The organism is Rhizohabitans arisaemae, from assembly GCF_025996515.1.
GTDB lineage: Bacteria > Actinomycetota > Actinomycetes > Streptosporangiales > Streptosporangiaceae > Rhizohabitans > Rhizohabitans arisaemae.
In genome coordinates, this window is record NZ_BLRH01000060.1 from 537127 (window position 1) to 561920 (window position 24794).

The following is a 24794-nucleotide window of genomic DNA, read 5'->3' on the forward strand; positions in this document are numbered from 1 at the left end:
AGGACCGAGCTCGGGACCGCCGACCCTGCGTAGCCGGGGCCGAGGACGCGGATGGTGGGACCCGGGCGGCGCACCGGCGTCCCCGTGGAAAGGAACCAACCGACGATGGACGCACATATCACCAACACACCCGCCAGGGCACGAACAGATGTCGGGGCCGCCGACACCCTACCCACCGACCGCCATGTCCCGATCACGGCCCGGACGATCCGCCGCCTCGGGCTTACGCTGACGGCCTGCACGGTGCCCTGGGCGGCGGTCAACTTCGTGGTCGGCCCCAACGGTGACGGGCTGGGCTCGCGAATCAACAACCTCACCGCGCTGATCTTCCAGTTCGGCCTGATCGCGCTGGTCACGGTGCAGATGCGAACCCGGGCGACCGGGACATCACGCGTCTCCATGATCATGCTCAAAGTCGAGCTTGGACTGCTGATCCCGGCCTGCCTGTGGTCACTGCTGCACGGAATCCTGCCCCTCGACATGCGCGATGCGACATGGCTGGCGGTGATCGACCTCTTCTGGCCGCTGTCGATGGTGGGCATGTTCGTGATCAGCATGAAGATCGTGTTCGAGGGCCGGTGGAGTGGAATCGTGCGGTGGTGGGTTCTGGTCGCGGAGAGCTGGGCGTTCGTGTCCATCCCGTCGCTCTTCGCGCTCGGCGAACCCGTCGGCCGATGGGTCGGCGCCGGCTACTTGATCGTCGGGTACGGCATGCTGGGGGTCCTGCTCGCATTGCGTCCGGAGCTGACCGTCCCCCGGCAGCTACGTCGCTGACAGAGGAACCCGCCCTCTAACGAAGAACCGCGCCAACCCCACCTCTGGCAAAGCCACCCACCAAGGCGGCGAGCCCCAATCCAGCTACAACACAGACGGCAACGAAACCGCCGCATCGGGGGCTTCAGGGGACGTCCTAGGAATCGTCCCCTGAATAGGCACTGCAAGCCACAAAGGCCCCGCCACTGACGGGCCCACACCAAACGCGCCGACGCCCGCCAGGGCGTCCGACACAACAACCACATCCACAAGGTGGCGGCGAAGCCACCACACCGGGGGCTCCGGGGGGGGTCGCCCTCCCGGGAGAACACTACGAACCACAGCGAAAAGCCCCGCCAAGGCGGGGCTTTCTAGCACAGTAAGCCGCCCCCGGTATCGAGAGACCTGATGCCGGAAACCAGAGATGATGAAGCGGCGTGCTCAGCGCACGCCTGGCTTGTCCGGCAATCGCACGACGGCGGTACCGGCCTGTGACTCGCCGAACCCCCAGCCCGCAACAAGTGAACAGCCGACCGCTTCCAGGACATCGATCCACGGCCAGTGGTCGGTGCCGCAGTAGAAGCCGCCCTCGCTGCGCGCGTCGAACTCGGTGAGGCAGAGCATGCGGAGATGGTCGCGGAGTGCGGGGTGCGCAACCGCGGCCAGCCTTTTTTCCCAAGGCTCGTCGGCGGAGCGGACGTACGTCATGTCGTGAATCGACACCAGGTGTTCTGGGCCACGCTCGGAAAACGTGGCGGCCCGCATCGCATCGGTGAGAGTGCCATCGGTGGCGACGCGCAGCAGCACGGTGAGCCAGCCGTTCAGTTTCTTGGACTTCTTGCTGGTCAGGTCGACCCCATGGCGCCCCAGGAGCGGTCCCAACTCCGCACCGTGCACCAGCACTTCACCGGCTTCATCGACCGAGGAAACGGTCCGCAGGTCGGCGACGAAGACGTCGTCGAACGGCCGGGGACCCTTGTGCCCGCCGTCACCCCACGGTCCCGTTCCTGCCAGGAGGTCGGCGTCGAAGCAGAACAACGACTCACTCAGGTCGAACCGCCATGCCCAAGGGGAGAAGGGGTACTCACCGTCCGGATCCGGAAGGTGCCTCGGCTCCCGACCTGACAGCGCGTCAGAGGTGGCCCAGGGATTCGGGAACAGGAACTCGTCTAGGGGGTCCGAGGCGTAGTACACCCCGTACCTGGCGGCGGGGTGGGCGGCCGGACTTCCACCGAGCAGTATCTCGAAGGCACCGGCCAGCGCGGCATCCCACCCGCTGAGGTCGGTCGCCGGGTCCGTCTCGGACGTCACGATGAGCACTCCTTCATGTCGTGTCGCGTGGGTCGACACAAGGTATCGGCCGCCATTGACACTCCACGGCGCCATTTCGAAGCCTGCCGCCCCAACCACAGCCAAAGTCGCAGCCAATCCGCCACACCGGGGGCTCCGGGGGGTCACCCTCCCGGAAAAACACGACGAGCCACAGCGAAAAGCCCCGCCAAGGCGGGGCTCACACCAAGAGCGTCGACGCCCGTCAGGGCGTCGAGCACAGTAACCACATCCACAAGGTGGCGGCGAAGCCGCCACACCGGGGGGCTCCGGGGGGTCGTCCCCCCGGAAAGGCACTACGAGCCACAGCGAAAAAAGCCCCGCCAAAGCGGGGCTTTTGAGCACGGTGAGCCGCACGAGCCGGCGAGGAGAATCGAACTCCTGACCTTCTGTTTACAAGACAGATGCTCTGCCGATTGAGCTACGCCGGCGTGTTTACGTCGATTCTAGCGGCTACTCAGCGGCGTCGTCGCCTGGCGATCTCGTAAAGTGCGATTCCGGTGGCCACTCCGGCGTTGAGGGATTCGGCGGCGGCGCGCATGGGGATGCTGACGAGCTGGTCGCAGGAGTTGCGGACGAGGCGGGACAGGCCTCGGCCTTCTGAGCCGACCACGACGACGAGGGGACCGTCGGCGAGTTGCAGGTCTGCGGCTTCGACCTCGCCGTCGCCGTCGAGGCCGATGACGAAGAGTCCGGCTTCGCGGTATGCCTCGAGGGCCCGGGTGAGGTTGACGGCTCGGGCGACGGGCATGCTCGCGAGGGTGCCTGCGGAGGTTTTCCAGGCTCCTGCGGTGACTCCGGCTGAGCGGCGGGAGGGGATGAGCAGGCCGTGGGCGCCGAACGCGGTGGCGGATCTGGCGATGGCGCCGAGGTTGCGTGGGTCGGTGACGCTGTCGAGGGCGACGATCAGGGGCGGTTCGGCGGCGTCCCGGGCGAAGGTGACGAGATCGTCGGGGTGAGCGTACTCGTAGGGCGGGATCTGGAGCGCGATGCCTTGGTGGTGTGTGCCGTCGGTGAGCCGGTCGAGCACGGACCGGGCGGATTCCAGGAGGGCGATTCCCCGGTCGGCGGCGAGTTTGATGGCTTCCCGGATCCGGTCGTCGTTGTCGATCCGCTGGGCGATGTAGAGCGCGGTGGCGGGGACTTTGGCGCGGAGGGCTTCGACGACGGGGTTGCGGCCGGCGACCATTTCGGGGGCTTCGCCGGATCGTGTACGGCTTGCGCCGCGTGGCGCCGTACGGCCGCCTTCGGTGGCGCCGTCTCGTGGCGACATGCCGCGGCCCTCGCGGTGTTCGGCGGTCGCCTTACGGTTGGCGCGCTGCTTGTCCTCGAACCAGTGCCGGTCTGAGGCTTTCGGAGTCGCGCCTTTGCCTTCCAGGCCGCGGCGGACGTGTCCGCCTGTGCCTTTCGAAGGTCCCTTCTTCTTGGACGGCCGCCGTGGACCCCCTGCTCGCATACGTACGAGCCTATCGGTGAATTTCCCAGCGCGGACCCTGTGGGGTGTCTTCCACCACAATTCCGGCGGCGGTCAGCTGGTCGCGGATGGCGTCGGCGGCCGCGTAGTCCCGGCGGGCCCGGGCGGCCTGGCGCTGCTCCAGGGCGACGGAGACGAGGGCGTCGACGGTGCCGCGCAGGTCGTGGGTGGCGGAGCGCCACTGGGGTGAGCCCGGGTCGAGACCGAGCACGTCCATCATGGCTCGGGTTTCGGCGAGGTGCCGGGCGACCTGATCCTTGTCGCCGGAGGCGAGCGCGACGTTGCCCTCGCGGACGACGTCGTGGACGGCGGCGACGGCCTGCGGGACGGCGAGGTCGTCGTTCATCGCGGTGACGAACGCCTCGGGAAGCTCCAAGGCGGGGCTCACGTCGTGGACGACCTCGGTGGCCCGGGTGACGAAGCCTTCGATGCGGCGGTAGCCGGCGGCGGCTTCGGTGAGCGCCTCGTCGGAGAAGTCGATGACCGAGCGGTAGTGCGGGGTGGCCAGGTAGTAGCGGAGCTCGACGGGGCGCACCTTGGCGAGCAGGTCGGGCATCGAGTAGACGTTTCCGACGGATTTGCTCATCTTCTCGCCGCGTACGGTGAGCAGCCCGTTGTGCACCCAGTAGCGGGCGAACGGGTCGCCGGCCGCGTTGGACTGGGCGATCTCGTTCTCGTGGTGCGGGAAGATCAGGTCCATGCCGCCGCCGTGGATGTCGAAGGCGGAGCCGAGGTACTTGGTGGCCATCGCCGAGCACTCCAGGTGCCAGCCGGGGCGGCCGGCGCCCCACGGGGTCGGCCAGGTCGGCTCGCCCGGTTTGGCACCCTTCCAGAGGGCGAAGTCGCGGACGTCGTGCTTGAGACCGTCGGTGTCGGTGTCACCGGCCGCGCGCATGTGGTCGAGTCGCTGGTTGGAGAGGACGCCGTACCGCTCGACCCAGGAGCGCACGTCGAAGTAGACGTCGCCTCCCGCCGCGTAGGCGTGACCGCGGTCGATCAGGCGCTGCATGAGCTCGATCATCTCGGTGACGTGCCCGGTGGCGCGGGGCTCCACGGTCGGCGGCAGGCAGCCGAGGGTGTCGTAGGCCCAGGTGAAGGCGCGCATGTTGTGGTCGGCCACGGCGAACCACGGCGTACCGGTCTCCTCCGCCCGCCGGAGGATCTTGTCATCGATGTCGGTGACGTTGCGGCAGAACGCCACCTCGTACCCCAAACGGATCAGCCATCGACGCAGAACGTCATAGTTGACACCGGATCGCAGGTGTCCGATGTGCGGGGCCGCCTGGGGGGTGGCACCACACAGGTAGATTCCCACCTTGCCCTGCTGCAGCGGGACGAATTCCCGGGTGGTCCGCGTGATGGTGTCGTAGAGGTGCAAGCTCACATACCCAGGCTAGTGCCTCAGACCCCTGCTGTAATGCGTACTCGGGATGATCGCGTGGCGTCAGCCGTGAACAATCACTTTCTCCGGCGAAACACGGACAATGACCCGTTCCATTTCCGGGGTGTCGAACCGATAGGCCTGTCCCATGTACTTCTGTGACAGTTCCTGGATCAATTCCCCCTGCGGGTCGTCGGCCAGGGAGGCCCGCCCGCGCACCTCGATGTACTTGTACGGGTTCGCCGGGTCGATCACCAGTGCGCTCAGCCGGGGGTCGCGGGCGAGGTTGCCGTACTTGCGGCGGCCCTTCACCGTGGAGAAGAGCAGGTCGTCCCCGTCCGTTTTCGCCCAGATCACCGAGGTCTGCGGTGACCCGTCCTCGTTGAGGGTCGAGAGCGTGACGAAGTTCTTCGCGTCGAAGAGCGCCCGCGCGTTTGGGCTGAGCTCGGTCATGGTCTCCCCCTAGTGATCCCCGAAGGGCACGCCTGCCATCACCGCAGGTCACACGCCCGAGTCAGGTCATTTCCACTTCCCTCTGCAACAAACTCGATACAGATTGAGATATCGCGACACGCATAGCCAAAAGGTCTCGGTTGCCCGGCCCCTGGTGGAAGCGTGAGTAGGCTCGCAGGCGTTATGGACGCGAATCCCCCTTCGTCCACGATTCAGCGCCTGGCTCTCGCCCTCGTCGGTCTCGGAGTGAGCGCACTGGCCGTGGCCGCCTGCATTGTCTCGTTCGACAGCCTCCGTGCCCTCGCCCTCGCCGGCGAAGCCCGCCCCGACCTGGCCTTCCTCTATCCCGCCGCCTTCGACGCGCTTCTCGGCGTCGCCCTGATCACGGTCGTGGTCGTCCGGACCGGTTCGCTGCCGATCCGCATCCAGGCGTGGTTCGTCCTCATCCTGATGTTCGCCACCGCGGTCTCCGCGAGCGTCTACAGCTCACTCGGCGGCGTGGCGAGCGCACCGCCGGGGCCGGTCGTCGTCGCGGTCCTCCCCTGGGTGCTGCTCGCGGTCGGCCTCTGGCTGTGGCTCCTCATGTTCCGCCACGTTCGACCGGTGCGTTCCGCCTCGACCGGCATCGAGGACATCGTGCCCTTCGACCCCGAGCCCGTCCCGATCCCGGTCACGGCACCCGATCTTCCCGCGGTGCCCGTACCGACGCTTGAAGTGGATAAATCCCCTCTTCCTTCGCCGATCTGGGACCGTCCGCCGTCGAAACCCGAAGATCCGCCAAACGTCTACTTCGCCCATGTCTGGCCGGATGTCAAAGTCGCCCCGTACCCCGAGGAGCCGTCGGAGCCGCATGAGGAGAAGGACCCGATCGTCTGGGCCGGGGAGCCGCTACCGGCGCTGCACGAGGCCGCGGAACCGACCTCGCAGAACCCCGATCTCATCCCTTACCCGGATGAATCCGCCCGGGAGCCGGCTGTGGAGCAGGCCGACGAGCCACCGAGTCCACCCGGGGACGAGGCGGCGACCTCCCCGGTGAACCTGCTCCCCGCGCCGACCCCGGAGCCCGTCGAACCGGATGTGGAGGAGCCGGTACGGCGCCACACGCCGGACGCCCCGGGCAAACCCCCGCTGGAGCGGGTCCGAAGCTCCCCCGTCCCTCCCCTGGACTGACCACACAAGCGTCTGTACGGCTTCCAAGCGGCCCGCTCCTGTCTCGAGGGCAGGGGCGGGAAACAGCCGACGAGGCTGAAGGGACGGGCTCAAAACGGTGTGGGCGGCGACTCAGTCCGCGCCGGATGAGTCGCCGCCCTTCTCAGGTGAAGGGGTGTGCCCTTCCCGAGTCTGACTACATCCCACTACCGGGCATACACGGCGAAGGGTGTGGGAATGCAGATTCACCATAAGTGACGCTGCAAATAGGTAAAAGGTTGCGCGAAATCAGCGGGAAATCGTGCGCATGACGAGCGCCGTCGCGATGGCGGCCACACCTTCGCCGCGACCGGTCAGACCGAGACCGTCCGTGGTGGTGCCCGCGACGGTGACCGGCGCCCCCACCGCCTCGGAGAGGGCCTGCTCGGCCTCGGTCCTCCGAGGAGCGAGCCTCGGCCGATTGCCGATCACCTGTATCGCGATGTTCCCGATTGCGAATCCGGCCTCCCGCACTTTACGGGAGGCCTCCGCCAGCAGTATCGTGCCCGAGGCACCCTTCCAACGGGGATCGGCCGTGCCGAACAGTCCGCCGAGGTCACCTAGGCCGCTGGCTGAAAGCAGGGCGTCGCACGCGGCGTGAGCGGCCGCGTCTCCGTCCGAGTGGCCTGCGAGCCCGTCCTCTCCAGGCCAGTGCAGACCGGCCAAATAGAGTGAACGTCCCGATTGAAACGGGTGAACGTCGACTCCGACGCCCACCTGTGGCATCGACATGCTCAAGAGGAGGCGAGCACCTCGTCGAGCAGGGCTTCCGCCTTGTCTTCGTTCGTCTTCTCCGCCAGCGCCAGTTCACTGACGAGTATCTGGCGAGCCTTGGCCAGCATCCGCTTTTCACCGGCGGACAGGCCGCGCTCCTTGTCGCGACGCCAGAGATCGCGGACTACTTCCGCGACCTTGTTGACGTCGCCGGAGGCAAGCTTTTCGAGATTCGCCTTGTAGCGACGAGACCAGTTGGTGGGCTCTTCGGTGTGCGGCGCGCGAAGCACGTCGAACACCTTCTCAAGCCCCTCTTGACCTACGACATCACGTACACCGACGAGTTCGGCGTTGTCCGAAGGCACTCGAACGGTAAGGTCGCCCTTGTCGACCTTCAAGACCAGGTAGATCTTGTCCTCACCCTTGATGGTGCGAGTCTCGATGGCTTCGATCCGAGCAGCCCCATGGTGGGGGTAGACGACGGTGTCGCCGACCTGGAAAGTCATGTGACAAGTACCCCTTCCGCTGGTTCAAGGGTACCACGCCCTTCTCGCCCCTCGAAACAGCGAAAAGGACATAAGTGCAGGTCAAGACGGCAACTTATCACTTGACAGGTGCCCGACTTGATGCTGTCGCCCCACTCAAACCGTCATCGAATCGAGATCGAAACGGCTGGCCGACCAACCCGCTGTGTGCTGTCCGACACGTGCTGTTCATACTTAAAAGATCCCGCCGTCATTAACCTGACCTGGGAGGTAACTATCGTGAACGGTCCACATCATGATGACTCAGGTCTACCTCCCATTCATATCGAAATCCCAGATGACGCGCGCGAGCTCGAACCCGAGGTCCGCGCCTACCAGCGGGAGCTCCGCCATCGCCGGCGGGCCGACCGGCTGCGGCACCTCCGTGAGCGCATCGGCGTCAAGGGACCGATCGGGCCGATCGTCGCCACGGTGGCCCTTCTGATCGCGATCTCCGCGACGATGTTGATCACCTTCACCCCCAAGCAGGGCAACCCGGTGACCACCACCCGGACCGGCCAGAAACCGCCCGATCTCCAGCTCCGCATGGGCGCCTCAAACGTCTGGGTGCGTCACCTGCGGCCCGCCGTGCTCTTCCTGGTCCCGCCGGACTGTCGATGCGACCCCGTCATCGACGACCTGCGGACGCAGGCCCACGCCGAGGGGATCCCGTTCTACCTCGTCACCCGGCACCCGTTGAGCCGCCCCGGCACCACGGTGATCAGCGACCCGTCCGGGCGGATCGTCACCGCCTACCCGCGCACCGGGCCCACGGCGGTCTTCATCCACAGTGACGGGGTGGTCGGCGCCATTCTCCACAATCTCCACACGAAACGATCCCTCAGCGGACAGCTGCGGCGTCTGCGCCTGCCGTGGGCCCCCGTCATGACCGCGGTCACGCCGAGCTGACCCGACGCGCATGCCGAATCGCACGGCCCGGTCACAGACCATCCCCCCAGCACGGCTATCTTGTCTGATGGTGTTCCCCTACCCTCAGCGAGGAGAAATCCAGCCGTGTTCCGCCCCAGCCGACGCACCGGTAGCCGTCGTGGCGCCATCGCCATCGCCGCAGCCCTCGTAGTCGCTCCGGCGCTGGCCGGTTGCGGCGCGGGGTTCGACGCCCAAACCCTGAAGCCGTACCACCCGACGGAAGGTGCCAACAAGGTGGAGCGCGGGATCAGCGTGCTCAACGCCTTCATTCTCGGCCCCACCCCCGGACAGACGCACACCGCCGGATCACCCATCCCGGTCTACCTGACCGTGATCAACAAGAGCGGTGCCGACGACCGGTTCACCGTGGCCGGCGCCGAGAAGACCGGCTCGCCGAGCGCCCCCATCACCGCGCCCGTGGAGAAGCCGGTGAGCGTCGGCGCGCAGAGTTTCGAGGTCTTCCTCGCCGGTGCGCCCGCCCACCGTGGCGGTGAGTCCTCGCAGCTCACCCTGAACTTCGAGAAGGCAGGGCAGATCACCCTGCACGTTCCGGTGATCCCGCGGAGCCGCGAGTTCGCCACCTTCCCGCCACTGCCCGGCGCGCCCTCGCCCGTACCGAGCCCGACGCCGTCGGCCACCCCCACCGCCGAGGCCACCGAAGCCGCGCACTAAGGCTTTGCCCGTCAAGGACGCCGTCTCTCCAGTGGACGGCGTCCTTTTCCATGTGTACGGCCGACACAGCGGGCCGGTCACAGTCAACCCTCACCTCGTACAGGTGATCGTTGCGCTCTGCGCTCCCTCCGCGGTGCATACACCGCAACGATCACCGGGGTACGGGCCGCGCCGGACCGATCCCGGCGACATCCCCGGCCCAAGCGACCCCACCCGTACACCGTTCGCATGATCGTCGCGCTCTGCGACCCCTGCGCGGCGCGCACACCGCAACGATCACCCGGGGATACGGGTTGCGCCGAACCGAGCTTGAGGGAGGGGCGCTCGATTCCGTACGGCGGAAGAGTCGCTGACCGGGCCGGCCTTGGTGGCGTCCCGGTTTGAGGGGATGTGCGGTTCCGTACGGCCGAGGTGGCGCACGCCTGCCCCTTCCGGACAACGCGTCTTCTCCGGGTACGGCTGACGCCGTGTCGGCCGTACAGTCCTCTCAAATCCGCTCAGGCACCCACGCATGGCCGTACAACCCCATCAACCGACATGTCGCCACACCAGGCGAGCCGGTCAGGGAATCGGGTGGAAACAGGTGATCTGGAAGGAGGCGGTCTCCTCGACGGTGCCGGGGAGGGCCTTGATCCGCTCGGCTAGCACGGCGGGGTCGGTGTGCCAGGCGCTCGGCCCCATGGCGACGATCGCGGTGACCTCCTCCCGGCCGAGCTTGAGCGGGACCTCCAGGGTCTTCGCGCCGGCGGAGGTGAAGTGTCCGGCCAGGGTGTCGCCGACCCTGGTCTCCTTGTGTTCGTCGACGGTGAGCAGGCCCAGCGTCTCGACGAGTCCCCGCAGGTGCCTCGGGGTGGGGGTGACCACGACGAGGACGCCGGAGGGCTGGAGCACCCGGTGGAACTCGGCGCCGTTGCGTGGGGCGAAGACGTTCAGCACGGCCGCCGCGGACGCCGTACGGACGGGGAGTGGTCGCCAGACGTCGGCGACGACGGCCCCGATGCGCTCGTGGGCCCGGGCGGCGCGCCGGAGGGCGTACTTGGAGCTGTCGACGGCGAGACCGATCCGTCCGGGACGGTCCCGGAGGACGGCGCTCAGGTAGTAGCCGGTGCCGGCCCCCGCGTCGACGATCAGCCCGTGTTCGGGGAGCCCGGCGGTGAGCGCTTCGGCGAGGGGCGCGTAGTGGCCCGCGTTGAGGAAGCCCTCCCGCGCGGCCACCATGGGGGCGGTGTCGCCGGTTCCGGCTCCACGCTCGGGGCCGCGCAGGTTGACGTACCCCTGCCGGGCGACGTCGAAGACGTGCCCGCCCGCGCAGCGGACCGATTCGCCGGCGAGGGTCGTCTCGGATCCGCAGACCGGGCAGATCAGGTACGGGATGACGTCGCGCAGCATACGTCCATGATGTCAGCCCTCGGCGGGATCGAACTTGTAGCCGAGTCCGCGGACGGTGAGGATGTGCCGGGGGCTGGAGGGGTCGGATTCGATCTTGGCGCGGAGCCGTTTGACGTGCACGTCGAGGGTCTTGGTGTCCCCCACGTAGTCGGCGCCCCAGACCCGGTCGATCAGCTGGCCTCGGGTGAGTACCCGCCCGGCGTTGCGCAGGAGCACTTCGAGCAGCTCGAACTCCTTCAGCGGCAGCTGGATCGGCCTGCCGGAGACGGCGACGGTGTGCCGGTCGACGTCCATCCGGACCGGACCGGCGGCGAGCACGCCGAGCCCGCTCTCCTGTTCGTCGCCCCGGCGCCGCAGGACCGCCCGGATCCGCGCGACGAGCTCCCGCGAGGAGAACGGCTTGGTCACGTAGTCGTCGGCGCCGAGCTCCAGCCCGACCACCTTGTCGATCTCGCTGTCCTTCGCGGTGAGCATGATCACCGGGACTTTGGACTTCATCCGCAGCGCCCGGCACACCTCGGTCCCGGGCAGCCCGGGAAGCATCAGGTCGAGCAGGATGAGATCGGCGCCGGACCGGTCGAAGGTCTCCAGCGCGTCCGGGCCGGTCGCGGCGACCGCCACCTCGAAGCCCTCCTTGCGCAGCATGTAGGAGAGGGCGTCGGAGAACGACTCCTCGTCCTCCACGACGAGTACGCGGGTCACGTCACAGCCTCCAACGGGATGTGTTCAGGCAGGTCCGATGTGCCGTAGGCGGGGATGCGGAGGGTGAACGTCGACCCGGAGCCCTCCTTGCTCCAGACCGTCACCTCACCCGCGTGCGCCACGGCCACGTGTTTGACGATGGCGAGACCGAGTCCGGTGCCGCCGGTGGCGCGCGACCTGGCGGCGTCCACCCGGAAGAAGCGCTCGAAGATCCGTTGCTGGGCGCTCTCGGGGATGCCGATGCCCTGATCGCTGACGCTGATCTCGATGTGGTCGCCGATCCGCCGGGCGCTCACCACGACCCGGGTCAGCTCGGGGCTGTAGGCGACGGCGTTGTCGATGAGGTTGCGCAGCGCGGTGACGAGCAGGTCCTCGTCGCCCCAGACGCGGAGCCCGTCGGTCCCCGCGGCGACCAGGGTGATCTGCTTGGCCGCCGCCCGGGTGACGCACCGGTCGATCGCATCGTGGATGACGCCGTCCACCCCGACCGCCCCGGGGACGGGGATGGGCTCGCCGCCCTGAATGCGGGAGAGGGTGATGATGTCCTGGATGAGGTACGTCAGCCTCGCCGCCTCGTACCGCATCCGGCCGGAGAAGCGCCGTACGGCCTCCGGGTCGTCGGCGGCGCCCTGCACGGTCTCGGCGAGCAGGCTGAGCGCCCCCACGGGCGTCTTGAGTTCGTGGCTCACGTTGGCCACGAAGTCCCGCCGGACGGCTTCGACGCGGCGCCGTTCGGTCTGGTCCTCGGCGAGCACCAGCACCTGTCCGTGCGAGCCGAGCGGCGCCACCCGGACCGCGAAGGTCGTGGGCTCCTTTCCGAACCGCTGCCCGGGCACCTCGATCTCGCTCTCCCGGATCTCGCCGTCCCTGCGGACGTGCCGGGCCAGGGCCACCAGTTCGGCGGCCATGAGGTGGTCACCGCGGACCAGCCCGAACGCGCGTGCGGCCGAACTGGAGCGGAGTACCCGGTCGTGGCGGTCGAGCACGACGGCCGAGGAGGGGAGGACGGACAGGACGGAGGCGATCCCGTGCGGGAGTATCGCGGCCTCCTCGTCACCGGGGAGGTCCTGCGGGACGCCTTCGGTCTGGCGGACGGCGAGCACCGCGACGACCCCGATCGCGAATCCGGTCAACGCGGCCAGCCCGGCGAAAAGCTCAGCGCTCACATCCTCGATGGTAGGTGCTGAAAAAGGGCCGATTAGCCTCTGACCTTTGCATTCCCGGAGAGTTCATCTCAGGGTCGGGCCTCGTTCACCCGGTCCGGCTTACGTTGACGGCATGCGTGACACCTACCACGACGAGCTTGACGCTCTCACCCACCGGCTGGTGGAGATGGCCGCCCTGGTCCGCTCCGCGATGGCCGACGCGACAACCGCGCTCCTCGACGCGGACCTGCGTACCGCGGAGGCGGTGATCTCCGGGGACACGGAGGTGAACAGGCTCTTCACCGAGATCGAGGCATCGATTCTGGAGCTGATGGCCCGCCAGCAGCCGGTGGCCCGCGACCTCCGCATGGTGATCACCGCCCTGCGGATGGCGACGGACCTCGAACGGATGGGCGACATGGCCGAGCACGTCGCCAAGATCGCCCGCCTGCGGTACCCGGACTCGGCCGTCCCCCCCGAGCTCCACCCGGCGATCCGGGAGATGGGCCGGATCGCCGAGGGTCTCGTCGCCAAGGCCGGCAGCGTCGTCCGGACCCGGGACGTGGCGACCGCGCTGGAGCTGGAGACCGACGACGACGCCATGGACGGACTCCACCGCGAGCTCCTCACCCGGCTGCTGGCCAAGGACTGGCCACACGGGGTGGAGCCCGCCGTCGACGTCACCCTGACCGGGCGGTACTACGAGCGGTACGCCGACCACGCGGTCCGGATCGCCCAGAGCGTGGTCTACCTGGTCACCGGCTCGCACGCCGCGGACGCGGCGGTCACTTCCCCTGGTTTTTGACGGCCTCGATCGCCGCCCGGGCGGCCTCCGGGTCCAGGTATTCGCCGCCGGGCTTGAGCGGCCGGTAGTTCTCGTCGAGGTCGTACCGGAGCGGGATCCCGGTGGGGATGTTCAGCCCGGCGATCTCCTCGTCGCCGATCCCGTCCAGGTGCTTGACCAGAGCGCGCAGCGAGTTCCCGTGCGCGACCACCAGGACGGTACGGCCTGCGGCGAGGTCCGGGACGATCGCGTCGTACCAGTACGGGAGCATCCGGTCGACGACGTCGGCCAGGCATTCGGTCCGCGGGATCAGCTCGTTCGGCAGGCTCCGGTAACGGGCCTCGTGCACCTGGGAGAACTCGTCGTCGTCCGCGAGCGGCGGCGGAGGCGTGTCGTAGGAACGCCGCCAGAGCATGAACTGCTCGTCGCCGAACTCGGCGCGGGTCTGGGCCTTGTTCTTGCCCTGGAGCGCGCCGTAGTGCCGCTCGTTGAGCCGCCAGGACCGGCGGACCGGGAGCCAGAGCAGGTCCGCCGCGCCGAGCGCGATGTCGGCGGTCTGGATCGCGCGGTTGAGCAGGGAGGTGTGCACGACGTCGGGGTGGACCCCCGCGTCGACCAGGAGCCTGCCGCCCCGCGCGGCCTCGCCCTCACCCTTGTCGTTCAGCCCGACGTCCACCCAGCCGGTGAACAGTCCCTCGGCGTTCCACACGCTTTCGCCGTGCCGTAGCAGCACCAAAGTCGCCATGCCGACCAGCCTAGCGACCCGGCGGGGCGGGACTTCCCCGCGGTCAGCCCTCGGGACGCTCGATGAGCGAGGCGAAGGCCTGGAGGTTGGCGAGGGACTCCCCCCGTTCCCGCCGCCAGGCCCACTCCCGCCGGATCGCCGAGGCGAATCCGAGTTCCAGGGCCCGGTCGAAGGACTCGTCGGAGTAGGTGAGGACGCATCCGAGGATGCGGTCGATCTCGTCGGCGTTCACCGAGCCGAGGGGGACCCGGCCGACCAGGTGGACGTCGCCGACCGGGTCGAGCGCGAAGTGCACCCCGTACATGGAGCCGTTCTTGGTGAGCAGCCAGCGGTAGAACTCGGCGTGGTTCTCATCGGGCCGCCGGCAGAAGAACGCCTCGATGTGCAGGGCCTGCTCGCCGACGATCAGCCAGGTCATGGTGGTGAGGCGGTGACTGCCGGGCAGTTTGACCAGGAACGCTCCCGGCCGCGGATGCTCGTAGGACAGCTCGGCGTCCGAAAGGGCCGCTTCGATGATCTCTTCGGTGTTCACCGGTTGACCGCCGTGGGCAGTCGATGCGTCGCCGTCATGGCACGGGTATACACCTCCGACAGCCGCGCCGCGGTCGCCGACCAGCCGAAGGCCGCCGCGTGGGCCACCGCGCCGCGGGACAGCGACCCGCGCCATTCGGGCCGGTCGATGAGCCTGCGCAGGACGCGGGCCCATTCCCTGGGGTCGTGTCCGTCGACGAGGACGCCGGACACCCCGTGCCGTACGGCGGTGCGGAGCCCGCCGACCGCGGCCGCCACCACCGGGGTGCCGCAGGCCTGCGACTCCAGGGCGACCAGGCCGAAGGACTCGTTGTGCGAGGGGACGGCCGTCAGGTCCGCGGCGAGGTACCAGTCGGCGAGTTCGTGCTGCGGACAGGGCGGCGCCAGCCGTACCAGATCCGCGATGCCGAGCGTTTCGGCGAGTTCGGTGAGGTGGGTGGGCCGGGCGAGTCCGTTGCCGCTGGGTCCGCCGACGCAGGCGACGACCAGGCGTGAGCGGAGGGCGGGGTCCGCCGAGATCAGCCGGGCGACGGCGCGCAGCAGCAGGTCGGGGGCTTTGAGCGGCTGGATCCGGCCGACGAAGAGCAGGACGATCGCGTCCCGGGGGAGGTCGAGCCGGTCACGGGCCTCGGCCGCGGACCCCGGCCGGAACACCGACAGGTTCACCCCGGGGTTGACGACGGAGACCCGTTCGGGGGTCGCGCCGTACAGGTGGATGAGCTCCTCGGCCTCGGCCTGGGTGTTGGCGACGAGCCGGTCGGCGACGTCCACGACCTGGTCCTCGCCGAGGACCCGTACCGCGGGTTCGGGCCGGTCGTCCTCCGCGAGCAGCAGGTTCTTCACCTTGGCCATCGTGTGCATGGTGTGGACGAGGGGCACCCCCCACCGCTGCTTGGCGAGCCAGCCGACCTGGCCGGAGAGCCAGTAGTGGGAGTGGATGACGTCGTAGCGGCCCGGTTCGTACATCGCCTCGGTCCGCAGTACCCCGGAGAGGAACGCGCAGAGCTGGCCGGGGAGGGACTCCTTGCTCAGCTCTTCGTACGGCCCCGCGGTCACGTGGCGGACCAGGACGCCGGGGGCGAGCTCGACGGTGGCCGGCAGGTCACGGGCTGTCTGACGGGTGAAGATTTCGACTTCTACGCCGAGTCCGGCGAGGCGCTTGGCCACCTCGACGATGTAGACGTTCATGCCTCCCGCGTCACCGGTCCCCGGCTGGTCTAGGGGGGAAGTGTGCAAACTAATCGTCGCGACCCTCTTGACCAGGGGCGCCAGTCTCGGCACCAATACCACCTCCACGGCTCCAAGGGAGGTACAACCACGGTGGGTCCGGTTGGATTCCCCGGCGCAGGCGGCGGCTCTGGCAGGATTGCGGGGTGTGACGAGGAAACCGACCGCGGTGGTGACCGGGGCGAGCAGCGGAATCGGCGAGGCGACCGCGCGGCGGCTCGCCCGTGAGGGGTACGACGTCGTGGCCGCGGCCCGGCGCCGCGACCGGCTGGAGCAGCTCGCCGAGGAGGTGCCGGGGGTCCGCCCGGTCACGCTGGACGTCACCGACGAGGACTCCGTGCGCGCCTTCGCCGAGTCCGTCGCCACCTGCGACGTGCTGGTCAACAACGCGGGGGGCGGGCTCGGGGTGGAGACGGTGGCCGAGTCCTCACCCGCGGACTGGCGGTGGATGTACGAGGTGAACGTCCTCGGCACGCTCCGGATCACCAAGGCGCTGCTCCCCAAGCTGATCGCCTCGGGGGACGGGGTGCTGGTCATGGTGACGTCGACGGCCGGCTTGATCACCTATGAGACCGGCGGCGGGTACTGCGCGGCCAAGCACGCGCAGACGGCCGTGACCGAGACGCTCCGGCTGGAGCTGTGCGGGGAGCCGGTCCGGGTCGTGGAGATCTGCCCGGGGATGGTGCGGACCGAGGAGTTCTCCCTCAACCGGGCGCGGGGTGACGCGGAGACGGCCGCGCTGCCGTACCAGGGGGTGGCGGAGCCTCTCGTGGCCGACGACGTCGCGGACGCGATCGCCTGGTGTGTGACCAGGCCCTCCCACGTCAACGTGGACCGGCTGGTGCTCCGGCCGCGGGCCCAGGCCGCCCAGCACAAGGTGCACCGGGTCGGGGCCGGCGACTGAGGATGCGGCCGATCGGAGCCGTGACGCGGGGGACGACCGGGTACAACCGGCTGCGCCGCTCCGATCGCTGGCTGACCGCCGTCCACGGGGGGCTGCTGCGCTCCGCCGACCGCCCCCTCGTGGTGGATCTGGGGTACGGCTCCGCCCCGACGACCACCGTGGAGTTGTTCGACCGGCTGCGGGCGGTCTGCCCGGCGGTCGAGGTGGTCGGGGTGGAGATCGATCCCGAGCGGGTCGCCGCGGCCAAGCCGGCCGAGCGCCCTGGGCTGACCTTCGTCCACGGCGGCTTCGAGCTGCCGGTGGCCCGGCCGCCGACGCTGATCCGCGCGTTCAACGTGCTCCGCCAGTACGGGGAGGAGGAGGCGTGGCGTGCCCTGTACGGCCTGCGCGACCGCCTCGCCCCGGGCGGCGTGCTGGTGGAGGGCACCTGTGACGAGCTCGGACGTCGCTGTTCCTGGTTGACGGTGGACGCCGACGGCCCGCAGACGATCACCTTCGCGGCCCGCCTGGCCGATCTGGACCGCCCGTCGGAGCTTGCCGAGCGCCTGCCCAAGGTGCTGATCCACCGCAATGTCCCCGGTGAGCCGATCCACGAGCTGCTCACCGCCTTCGACCACGCATGGGCGGTCTGCGCGCCGTTCCGGTCCCACGGCGTCAGGGCCCGCTGGATCGCCACCGCCGAACTGCTGGCCGGGACCAGGCCGGTGGCCGTACGGCCTCCGCTGGGCGGGCGGCGGAGGTGGCGGCTGGGTGAGATCACCTTTGCCTGGTCGGCGGTGGGGGGATGAGCTCTACAGGGGGTCGTACTACGCAGGTTAGACTGACCACGTGAAAGGTCTGGGTGAGCTCGAACGACACATCATGGACGTGCTCTGGGCGCACAGCGAGGCGCTCACCGCGCGTGAGGTCGGTAAGGCCATGGCCGACCGGGACCTCGCGCCCACGACGGTCATGACGGTCCTCGACCGGCTGACGCGCAAGGGGTTCCTGCGCCGGGAGCGGGACGGCCGCGCCTGGCGGTACCACCCCGCCGAGAGCCGGGACGCCTACGTCGCCGAGCTCATGCTCGGCGCCCTCGACCTCACCGGAGACCGAAACGCCGCATTGGCGCACTTCGTTCGATCGGTTTCCGGCCCCGAGGCCGAGGCGCTCCGCCGAGCCCTCTCCGGCCTGCACAGCGAGCCATGATCACTGCGCTGGCGCTCACCGTGCTCGCGATCGTCTGCGGGCTGGTGGCCGAGGCTCTGGTACGGGCGCGCTGGCCGTGGCAGGATCCGCGGCCGGCGATCATTCTGTGGCAGTCGGTCGGGCTCACCTGGGGTCTGGCCACCACGGGTGCCCTGCTGGGGTACGGGCTCGCCCCGTACGGCGAGAGCGTGGCGTCCGGGCTGGTGCTGATCGTCACCGGACGGCTCCCCTTCGAGCCGTACCCGTCCCAAGGGGTCGCGCTCAGCGCGGGGCTGACGCTGCTGTCGCTCCTCATCGCAGTCATGATCGTCGCCACCGTCCAGGTCATCCGGGCCCGGCGCCGCCATCGCCTGCTGCTCTCCCTGGTCGGCCGGGGCGATCCGGGGGTGCCCGGCGTCCTGGTGCTCGACCATCCGAGCGCCGCCGCCTACTGCGTCCCCGGCCTGCGCTCACAGGTCGTGATCAGCGCCGGCACGCTCCGGCTGCTGGAACCCGCCGAGCTCACCGCGGTGCTGGCACACGAGATGGCCCACGGCCGGGAGCGGCACGACCTGGTGGCCCTGCCGTTTGCCGCGCTCCGGCGCGCCCTCCCCTGGTCGGACCTGGTTCGGGAGGCGCAGTCCTCCGTCGACCTGCTGATCGAGATGTGCGCGGACGACTGGGCGAGACGTACCTCGTCGCCGCGGCTGCTCGCCACCGCGCTGCTGCGGTTCGGCGCCGCCGGGGGTGCTCCGGTCCCGCAGGGGGCGCTGGGCATGGGCGCCGAGAACCACGCCGTCATCACCCGGGTGAACCGCCTGCTCGTCCCGGCACCCGCGCTGCCGAGGTCCCTCCGGCTGGCGATCCTCATCGTCTCCTTCGCCTTGACGATCTCCGCGCCCATCCTCTGGCTGATCCCGACCTGAGTGACGATTCTCACAGCCTTGTGCTTGCTCTAGCTAGCAATTTAGTTTGCAATTGCAAGCATAGTGACGCAGACTGAGGGTATGGAACTACCCAAGGTCGGCTCAATCGGGGAGTACATCCGTGAGCAGCGGACGCAGGCGAGGATTTCCCTCCGTCAGCTCGCCGCTCAGGCAGGCGTGTCCAACCCCTACCTGAGTCAGATCGAGCGGGGCCTTCGCAAGCCGAGCGCCGAGATCCTGCAGCAGATCGCCAAAGGACTGCGCATCTCAGCCGAGGCACTGTACGTCCAGGCCGGGTTCCTGGAGAACCGCGAGCCCGACAGCGACGTGTTGACCGCGCTCCGGGCGGACGGAACCATCACCGAGCGCCAGCGCCAGGTGTTGATCGACATCTACGAATCGTTCCGCAAGGAGAACGACGCGAAGTCCGGGGGGTCTGAAGACGGGGACGACGCCGACCCCTTGCGCGAGCAGGAGAGCGAAACCACGGAGGGACAGCACCATGACCATCGCCACCGAAGTCAAGAAGATCACTGAGACCAAGGCTTTCCACGCCGTCGCCGGCGCGGGCGACCTCGCCTATGAGAAGATCCGCGAGATCCCCGGCCATCTGCACAGGCTCCAGAGCCGCCGCGGGACCAAGGAGTTGCCCGGGATGGCCCGCGACTACGCGCACACCATCGGTGAGAAGGCCACCAAGCTCTACGACGAGCTCGCCCACCGCGGCAAGAAGGTCGTCGACCGGATGGGTGAGCACCCCACGGTCAAGAAGCTCCGCGAATCCGGCCGCGGTACCGCCGAGCCCAGGACCATCGGCCCGGCCAAGAAGACCAACGAGAAGGTCGGCTCCGGCACCCGCAAGACCGAGCGCTGACGCCCGATCACCGGACCCGTCCTCGTCGCCGGGGGCGGGTCCTTTTGGGTACTCTGAAACCGCCGAGTGAAATGGAGCCATGATGCACGATGTTTTGGACTTGATCTTCTGGTTCCTGGCGATCGCCGTGTTCGGGTTCGCGGTCTGGGCGCTCATCGACGCGGCCCGCAGACCGGCTCAGGCGTTCGCGTACGCCGGCAAGCAGACCAAGCAGATCTGGCTGATCATCCTCGGCTTCGCCACGCTCTTCGGGCTCGCCGCCGCCGTGCAGTACATCAGCGCGCTGAGCATCTTCACCATCGCCGCGGTGATCGCGACCACGATCTACCGGGTGGACGTCTGGCCCGCGGTGAAGCAGATCGGCAAGGGCGGCTCTAGCTCCTGGTGACCCGCCGTACCCCGGCGGAGAGCCACTCCGCGAGGCGCATATGCCCCTCGGCGGTCGGGTGGACCCCGTCCTTGAGCGCGAGCTGCGCCGCCTCCCCGGTCCCCGCCCGCGGATCACCCTTGATCCATTCTTCGCCGATCGGATCGATGAACGGCACCCCCGCCCGGACGGCGACCCCCGCGATGGCGTCCCGCACCCGCCTCCCCGCCGCCGGGGCGTCCCCGATCCAGATCGGGCCGACCAGCACGACCGGCACCCGAGGCCAGCGGTGCCGGATCCGCTCCAGCAGCCGGGTCGTCCCCGCGGCCACCTTCTCCGGGGGATGCCGCCGATCGTTGTGCCCACCCGAGACGACCAGCAGATCGGGCCGGGGCCGCCAGGCGAGCTCCCGCTCGAAGATCTGGCTGAAGTCCTTGCCGACCCTGCCCCGGGCGACCAGACCGGTACCCGGCGCCGCCGCCACGATGATCTGCCAGCGCAGCCGGCGCGCCGTCTCCGTCGCATAGCTCCGCTCCGGCGGGACGCTCCCCCAGCCGCTCGCGAAGCTGTCGCCGATGAACATGACCACCTGCGGCCGGGACCGCTCCGGCCCGGCACCGGACCGCTCAGGCGTGGCGCCGCAGCCGATCACCATGGTGAGCAGGCAAGCCGTGACCAGGAGCGGAACAACCCTCACCGCGTTCACGCCTCCCGGCCCTCAAGATCAGAGGTGGAATTCTACCCAGCCGGGGCCGCCTCGGGCCGAACTCTGATCTCATTCGGGTGCAGATCGGGCACCGTGAACCCCAGCTCCCGCAGCGCCGCCACGGAGAACGGGGTCTGCGCGCGCTTGGCGCCGTCCTCCACCTTGACCACCCCGCACCGCCCGTCGTCGTGGGCGAAGGCGACCACCCCCTCGGCGCCCGACTTCACCAGCAGCCCGGGGACCGCCCGCATCAGGCGGTTCTCATCGCGTTCCGTCCCCGACGTCCACTCCGGGTGCGCGCGCATGGCGTCGGCGACCTCCCCCTCGCCCAGGCGGACCAGCATCCGGTAGGCCCGCGCCACCCCGGCGAGCGAGACGAAGAACAGCGGCGCACCGCAGCCGTCCACCCCGGTGGCGGCGACCAGCTCCCCGGTGTACTCCTCGACCGTCGCCCGGATCGCCCGCTGCAACGGGTGCGTGGGGGCGAGGTACCCCTCCGGCGACCAGTCGTTGCGAACACAGGTGGCGAGCATCGCGGCGTGCTTACCCGAGCAGTTCATATAGACCGGACTCGCGGCCCCGCCCCCGCGGATCACGTCGTCCGCCGCCTCGGGATCGAACGGAAGCGCCGGCGGGCAGCGCAGCATGCCGTCGTCCAGGCCCGCCTCGGCCAGGATCCGCCGGACCCCGGTCACGTGAAACGGTTCGCCCGAGTGGCTCGCCGCGGCCAGCGCCAGCAGCTCCCCGCGCAGCCCCAGCCCGTGCCGGACCATCGCGACGGCCTGCAGCGGCTTCATCGCCGACCTCGGGGAGACGAGCCGCTCCGCGTCCCCGCGGAGCAGCGCCACCGTTCCGGCGGCGTCAAACCCGATCATCCGGGCGTGGTGGACGGACTCCACGAACCCCGACCGAATCACTTCGACGATCATCTGTCCCTCTTCTCGCGCGGGAGCGTCCGGTCCCGGATCGGCTCCCCGAGGATGATAGGCGAAAGTGCTTGTTCGCCCCCGTTTCGGGCGTCGCGTCACGGTAGCCCACCGGCACCTGGGAGAATCCCTCCCCATGCGCGCAGTCGTTCAACGAGTCAGCTCGGCCTCGGTCTCGGTCGGCGGGACCGTCGTCGGATCCGTCGACGGCCCCGGCCTCCTCGTCCTGGTCGGGGTCACCCACACCGACGGCCTGGGCGAAGCCCGGCGCCTCGCGGCCAAACTCTGGGGGCTGCGCGTCCTCGCCGGGGAGAAGTCCTGCGCCGACCTCGGCGCGCCCCTCCTGGTGATCAGTCAGTTCACGCTGTACGGCGACACGCGCAAAGGCCGCCGCCCCACCTGGCAGGCCGCCGCCCCCGGGGAGCAGGCCGAACCGCTCGTCGATGCGGTCGTCAAAGAGCTCACCGCCCTCGGCGCCCGGGTGGAAACCGGGGTCTTCGGCGCCGACATGGCGGTCTCCCTCGTCAACGACGGCCCCATCACCCTGGTCGTCGACGTCTGACCCATCACCCCGGGCACACCCGACTCGGTACGGGCTGCGCCGGACCCGGTCGTCAAGTCGCCGTGCGGCAGCACAGCCGGGCCGCCTGCGTCACGGCCGCGATGTCTTTCGGCTTGGTAGAGGTGATAAGCAGCACCACCCTGCCGTCGCCCTCGTCTTGATCGAAGATGTTCGGCGCGGTGAGCACGCACAATCCGGCCCCGACGCATCACGGGCGACCTGCGGAGACGACCGTACGGCCCGGTCGGCTGCCCCGGGCCGCCTGAGGCCGTACCCGGCGAAGTCCACCCGCCACTCCCGGGCCGGGAGCCCGTCAGCGGATGCTGCGGCGAAGAGCCGGGTCGATCTGGACATTGCGTCCCGCGTCCGGCGGGACGATGACCTCCTGGTTCGCGGGCACGCCCCCCGCCATCAGGGTCGCGTCCACCGGGACGGTCCGCTTCACCAAGGCAAGCGCGATCGGCCCCAGCTCGTGGTGCCGGGCCGCCGAGCCGACGAACCCCACCTGGACGCCGTCCGACTCGACCGGTGCGCCGTGCTCGGGCAGGGTGTCGACGCTGCCGTCCAGGTGGAGGAAGACCAGGCGGCGCGGCGGATGACCGAGGTTGTGGACGCGGGCCACCGTCTCCTGGCCCCGGTAGCAGCCCTTGGAGAGGTGGACGGCACGGCCGATCCAGCCGAGTTCGTGCGGGATCGCCTTGTGGTCGGTCTCCCGGCCGAGCCGAGGCTGATGCGCCTCGATCCGCAGCGCCTCGTAGGCCCACAGACCGGCCCAGCGCAACCGGCCCGCCAGTTCGGGCAGCTCCGCCCGGGGAACCAGCGTGTCGGCCCCGATCGCGATCCCCTCGGGGGCGCCCGGGATCGGTGCCAAGGTCGCGGGCGACCCGCTCACCAGCGCGTACTCGGCGGTGAGGTCGGCCACCTCGACCCGGAGCATGAACCGCATGGAGTCCAGGTAGGCGACGAGGGCCTCGGTCGTACCGGGCTCGACGTGGATCCAGAGTGCCTCACCGTCGTCCACCAGGGTGAGGTGATGCTCGACCCGGCCCTGCAGGTCGAGGATGAGCGTCTCGGCGCGCTCGCCGGGCGAGAGCCGGTCCACCTTCTGCGAACTCAGGCTGTTGAGCCAGCTCAGCCTGTCCGCGCCGGAGATCCGCACCACGCCGTGATCACTGCGATCCACCCACGCCTCACCGCGGACGAGGGCGCGTTGCTCGCCGTACGGATCGCCGTAGTGTGCGGCGACGTGATCGTTCGGCGACTCCGCGCGCACCGCGCCCGGAAGGGTGAGCAGAGGGCTGTCTGGGCTGTCCACCCCTTCAGCCTATCCCGGGGTCTGACACGCCCGGCAGCGGCCGAAGACCGTGAGATGCCGGACGTCGGTTTCGAACCCCAGGTCGGCCCGGAGCCGATCGACCAGACTCGCCACCGACTCGGGCTGGACCTCGGTGACCTCGCCGCAGCCCCGGCAGACCAGATGGCTGTGGTCCGCTTCGGTCGCCAGATGGTAGGTGGGGGCACCGTGCCCGAGGTGGGTGTGCGTGACCATCCCGACCTTCTCGAGGAGTTCGAGGGTCCGGTAGACGGTGGAGATGTTCACCCCGCGGGCGGTCTGCTGAACGCGGGAGCAGATCTCCTCGGGGGTGCCGTGCACCAGCTCGGCGACCGCCTCCAGCACAAGCTGGCGCTGGGGGGTGACGCGGTAGCCGCGCGCCCGCAGCTCCTCATGCCACGACTCGTGGGCAGTCTCGGCCATGCCAAGAGTCTATGGCGACGGGCGGAGAACGGGTGCCCGGGAAATCACTTGCCGGGCGAAACGCCGCCGCATAGGTTTTAGGTACGCCGAAAGGAGGTGGTCCGAAAACATGGTTGACAGTTATTGGACTTGCGAGGTGGCGGTCCGCTAGGACGCGCTGACTCTGGACCCACAGACGTCAAGGCGACGTCCGGCGAATCCAAGACGCCACCGGCCCCTGGGCTGCCGGAAGGTGAGTGCACGCACCTTTGGTCCGACCGGCCCTCCCGTACGGGAGGAGCACGCCCAGGGGTCTCCTATCGCCTGCGATGGGAACCCGAGGCGGTTTCGCCGGCCCTCACGCCGAGCTCAGTGCTCTGCGGCGGCCCGCGGGGTGACGCCGAGGGCGGCGCAGGCCTGCCGGTACATCCGGACGACCTCCAGGCGCACCTGGCGGCGCTCGGTCACCGGCTCACTCCACGGCACGCGCAAGGTCACCGTGCCCTCCGGAACCGCGGCGGCGAACTCGATGCCGGCCGCGTCCACCCCCGTCGTCTCCGCGCTCGTCGCGTCGGGCCGCCCGCCCAGGGATCGGCAGATCAGCAGCGCGTCGTCACGGTGGTCGTCGTTCATGTGCCGTCTGACGGCGTCGACCACGTCGGGGGTGAACAGCGTCTCCATACCGC

Annotated in this window: 30 protein-coding genes, 1 tRNA gene and 1 pseudogene; 13 read left to right on the plus strand and 19 right to left on the minus strand. The window is 69.4% G+C overall.

Annotation, left to right across the window (positions count from 1 at the left end; translation table 11 throughout):
* Nucleotides 1–105 precede the first annotated feature (105 nt).
* Nucleotides 106–774: a hypothetical protein gene (locus tag RUR_RS30920; protein ID WP_283138752.1), complete on the plus strand. Its 669-nt coding sequence runs from the start codon at nt 106–108 to the stop codon at nt 772–774.
* 420 nt (nt 775–1194) lie between these two features.
* Here the strand turns inward: RUR_RS30920 and RUR_RS30925 are convergent, their stop codons facing one another.
* From RUR_RS30925 to RUR_RS30945, 5 genes are all read right to left on the minus strand, one after another.
* Nucleotides 1195–2064 carry a hypothetical protein gene (locus RUR_RS30925; RefSeq protein ID WP_283138753.1) on the minus strand — a complete coding sequence of 290 codons (870 nt, stop codon included), beginning with the start codon at nt 2062–2064 and terminating at the stop codon, nt 1195–1197.
* A gap of 376 nt (nt 2065–2440) precedes the next feature.
* A tRNA-Thr gene (locus RUR_RS30930) sits at nt 2441–2513 on the minus strand.
* A gap of 26 nt (nt 2514–2539) precedes the next feature.
* Nucleotides 2540–3538 (minus strand): 23S rRNA (guanosine(2251)-2'-O)-methyltransferase RlmB, encoded by a 999-nt coding sequence (gene rlmB, locus RUR_RS30935; RefSeq protein WP_283138754.1) that lies wholly within the window; start codon nt 3536–3538, stop codon nt 2540–2542.
* A 10-nt stretch (nt 3539–3548) separates the two neighbouring features.
* Nucleotides 3549–4940 carry a cysteine--tRNA ligase gene (gene cysS, locus RUR_RS30940; RefSeq protein WP_283138755.1) on the minus strand — a complete coding sequence of 464 codons (1392 nt, stop codon included), beginning with the start codon at nt 4938–4940 and terminating at the stop codon, nt 3549–3551.
* A gap of 60 nt (nt 4941–5000) precedes the next feature.
* On the minus strand, nt 5001–5390 hold the full coding sequence (locus tag RUR_RS30945) for a PPOX class F420-dependent oxidoreductase (RefSeq protein WP_283138756.1): 390 nt from the start codon (nt 5388–5390) through the stop codon (nt 5001–5003).
* Between the two features lie 183 nt (nt 5391–5573).
* Here RUR_RS30945 and RUR_RS30950 point away from each other — a divergent pair, with 183 nt between their 5' ends.
* Nucleotides 5574–6560 carry a DUF2637 domain-containing protein gene (locus RUR_RS30950; RefSeq protein WP_283138757.1) on the plus strand — a complete coding sequence of 329 codons (987 nt, stop codon included), beginning with the start codon at nt 5574–5576 and terminating at the stop codon, nt 6558–6560.
* Nucleotides 6561–6827: 267 nt separating this feature from the next.
* On the opposite strand, the gene ispF is transcribed toward RUR_RS30950, so the two are convergent.
* Both ispF and RUR_RS30960 read right to left on the minus strand, forming a co-directional pair.
* Nucleotides 6828–7310 (minus strand): 2-C-methyl-D-erythritol 2,4-cyclodiphosphate synthase, encoded by a 483-nt coding sequence (gene ispF, locus RUR_RS30955; RefSeq protein WP_283139855.1) that lies wholly within the window; start codon nt 7308–7310, stop codon nt 6828–6830.
* A gap of 2 nt (nt 7311–7312) precedes the next feature.
* A complete protein-coding gene (locus RUR_RS30960; RefSeq protein WP_283138758.1) occupies nt 7313–7798 on the minus strand; it encodes a CarD family transcriptional regulator in 486 nt (161 codons plus the stop codon).
* Nucleotides 7799–8056: 258 nt separating this feature from the next.
* Here RUR_RS30960 and RUR_RS30965 point away from each other — a divergent pair, with 258 nt between their 5' ends.
* Together RUR_RS30965 and RUR_RS30970 are read left to right on the plus strand one after the other, a co-directional pair.
* Complete coding sequence (locus RUR_RS30965; RefSeq protein ID WP_283138759.1) at nt 8057–8725, plus strand: hypothetical protein; 669 nt, start codon at nt 8057–8059, stop codon at nt 8723–8725.
* A gap of 105 nt (nt 8726–8830) precedes the next feature.
* Nucleotides 8831–9418, plus strand: a complete 588-nt coding sequence (locus RUR_RS30970) for a copper chaperone PCu(A)C (RefSeq protein ID WP_283138760.1) — start codon at nt 8831–8833, stop codon at nt 9416–9418.
* Nucleotides 9419–9979: 561 nt separating this feature from the next.
* Here the strand turns inward: RUR_RS30970 and RUR_RS30975 are convergent.
* The 3 genes from RUR_RS30975 to RUR_RS30985 are packed head-to-tail and all read right to left on the minus strand — an operon-like array spanning nt 9980 to nt 12675.
* Entirely contained in the window at nt 9980–10807 is an 828-nt protein-coding gene (locus RUR_RS30975) for a putative RNA methyltransferase (RefSeq protein WP_283138761.1), read from the minus strand.
* A 12-nt stretch (nt 10808–10819) separates the two neighbouring features.
* The gene (locus RUR_RS30980) at nt 10820–11509 is read right to left on the minus strand and encodes a response regulator transcription factor (RefSeq protein ID WP_283138762.1); all 690 of its coding nucleotides are present in this window, start codon (nt 11507–11509) and stop codon (nt 10820–10822) included.
* A complete protein-coding gene (locus RUR_RS30985; RefSeq protein ID WP_283138763.1) occupies nt 11506–12675 on the minus strand; it encodes a sensor histidine kinase in 1170 nt (389 codons plus the stop codon). The genes RUR_RS30980 and RUR_RS30985 overlap by 4 nt, the downstream gene beginning before the upstream one ends.
* Nucleotides 12676–12787: 112 nt before the next feature.
* On the opposite strand from RUR_RS30985, the gene phoU reads away from it, so the two are divergent.
* Nucleotides 12788–13459 (plus strand): phosphate signaling complex protein PhoU, encoded by a 672-nt coding sequence (gene phoU, locus RUR_RS30990; protein WP_283138764.1) that lies wholly within the window; start codon nt 12788–12790, stop codon nt 13457–13459.
* On the opposite strand, the gene RUR_RS30995 is transcribed toward phoU, so the two are convergent.
* The 3 genes from RUR_RS30995 to mshA are packed head-to-tail and all read right to left on the minus strand — an operon-like array spanning nt 13440 to nt 15995.
* Nucleotides 13440–14183 (minus strand): phosphoglyceromutase, encoded by a 744-nt coding sequence (locus RUR_RS30995; protein WP_283138765.1) that lies wholly within the window; start codon nt 14181–14183, stop codon nt 13440–13442. The genes phoU and RUR_RS30995 overlap by 20 nt on opposite strands.
* Nucleotides 14184–14226: 43 nt before the next feature.
* Complete coding sequence (locus RUR_RS31000) at nt 14227–14715, minus strand: type III secretion system chaperone family protein (RefSeq protein WP_283138766.1); 489 nt, start codon at nt 14713–14715, stop codon at nt 14227–14229.
* Nucleotides 14712–15995, minus strand: a complete 1284-nt coding sequence (gene mshA, locus RUR_RS31005; RefSeq protein WP_428847037.1) for a D-inositol-3-phosphate glycosyltransferase — start codon at nt 15993–15995, stop codon at nt 14712–14714. The genes RUR_RS31000 and mshA overlap by 4 nt, the downstream gene beginning before the upstream one ends.
* Before the next feature lie 94 nt (nt 15996–16089).
* Here mshA and RUR_RS31010 point away from each other — a divergent pair, with 94 nt between their 5' ends.
* From RUR_RS31010 to RUR_RS31040, 7 genes are all read left to right on the plus strand, one after another.
* Nucleotides 16090–16845, plus strand: coding sequence for an SDR family oxidoreductase (locus tag RUR_RS31010; protein ID WP_283138767.1), 756 nt, complete (start codon nt 16090–16092; stop codon nt 16843–16845).
* A gap of 20 nt (nt 16846–16865) precedes the next feature.
* Nucleotides 16866–17633, plus strand: a complete 768-nt coding sequence (locus tag RUR_RS31015) for a class I SAM-dependent methyltransferase (RefSeq protein WP_283138768.1) — start codon at nt 16866–16868, stop codon at nt 17631–17633.
* Between the two features lie 40 nt (nt 17634–17673).
* Nucleotides 17674–18033: a BlaI/MecI/CopY family transcriptional regulator gene (locus RUR_RS31020; protein ID WP_283138769.1), complete on the plus strand. Its 360-nt coding sequence runs from the start codon at nt 17674–17676 to the stop codon at nt 18031–18033.
* Complete coding sequence (locus RUR_RS31025) at nt 18030–18938, plus strand: M56 family metallopeptidase (RefSeq protein ID WP_283138770.1); 909 nt, start codon at nt 18030–18032, stop codon at nt 18936–18938. The genes RUR_RS31020 and RUR_RS31025 overlap by 4 nt, the downstream gene beginning before the upstream one ends.
* 81 nt (nt 18939–19019) lie before the next feature.
* A complete protein-coding gene (locus RUR_RS31030) occupies nt 19020–19475 on the plus strand; it encodes a helix-turn-helix domain-containing protein (protein ID WP_283138771.1) in 456 nt (151 codons plus the stop codon).
* Complete coding sequence (locus tag RUR_RS31035) at nt 19441–19812, plus strand: hypothetical protein (RefSeq protein WP_283138772.1); 372 nt, start codon at nt 19441–19443, stop codon at nt 19810–19812. Before RUR_RS31030 ends, RUR_RS31035 begins: the two co-directional genes overlap by 35 nt.
* An 82-nt stretch (nt 19813–19894) precedes the next feature.
* Nucleotides 19895–20200, plus strand: a complete 306-nt coding sequence (locus RUR_RS31040) for a DUF2516 family protein (protein WP_283138773.1) — start codon at nt 19895–19897, stop codon at nt 20198–20200.
* Here the strand turns inward: RUR_RS31040 and RUR_RS31045 are convergent.
* Both RUR_RS31045 and RUR_RS31050 read right to left on the minus strand, forming a co-directional pair.
* On the minus strand, nt 20187–20876 hold the full coding sequence (locus RUR_RS31045) for an SGNH/GDSL hydrolase family protein (RefSeq protein ID WP_283138774.1): 690 nt from the start codon (nt 20874–20876) through the stop codon (nt 20187–20189). The genes RUR_RS31040 and RUR_RS31045 overlap by 14 nt on opposite strands.
* Nucleotides 20877–20917: 41 nt before the next feature.
* Nucleotides 20918–21814, minus strand: a complete 897-nt coding sequence (locus RUR_RS31050; protein WP_283138775.1) for an asparaginase — start codon at nt 21812–21814, stop codon at nt 20918–20920.
* Between the two features lie 133 nt (nt 21815–21947).
* Between RUR_RS31050 and dtd the strand changes: the two genes are divergently transcribed.
* The gene (gene dtd, locus RUR_RS31055; protein ID WP_283138776.1) at nt 21948–22373 is read left to right on the plus strand and encodes a D-aminoacyl-tRNA deacylase; all 426 of its coding nucleotides are present in this window, start codon (nt 21948–21950) and stop codon (nt 22371–22373) included.
* Between the two features lie 52 nt (nt 22374–22425).
* Here dtd and RUR_RS31060 read toward each other — a convergent pair.
* The 4 genes and pseudogenes from RUR_RS31060 to RUR_RS31075 all read right to left on the minus strand — a co-directional run.
* A pseudogene (locus tag RUR_RS31060) lies at nt 22426–22569 on the minus strand (ferredoxin); the annotation flags it as partial.
* A gap of 117 nt (nt 22570–22686) precedes the next feature.
* The gene (ygfZ, locus tag RUR_RS31065) at nt 22687–23688 is read right to left on the minus strand and encodes a CAF17-like 4Fe-4S cluster assembly/insertion protein YgfZ (RefSeq protein ID WP_283138778.1); all 1002 of its coding nucleotides are present in this window, start codon (nt 23686–23688) and stop codon (nt 22687–22689) included.
* A 9-nt stretch (nt 23689–23697) separates the two neighbouring features.
* A complete protein-coding gene (locus RUR_RS31070; protein WP_283138779.1) occupies nt 23698–24129 on the minus strand; it encodes a Fur family transcriptional regulator in 432 nt (143 codons plus the stop codon).
* A 348-nt stretch (nt 24130–24477) separates the two neighbouring features.
* On the minus strand, nt 24478–24789 hold the full coding sequence (locus RUR_RS31075) for a DUF2470 domain-containing protein (protein WP_283138780.1): 312 nt from the start codon (nt 24787–24789) through the stop codon (nt 24478–24480).
* Nucleotides 24790–24794 lie beyond the last annotated feature (5 nt).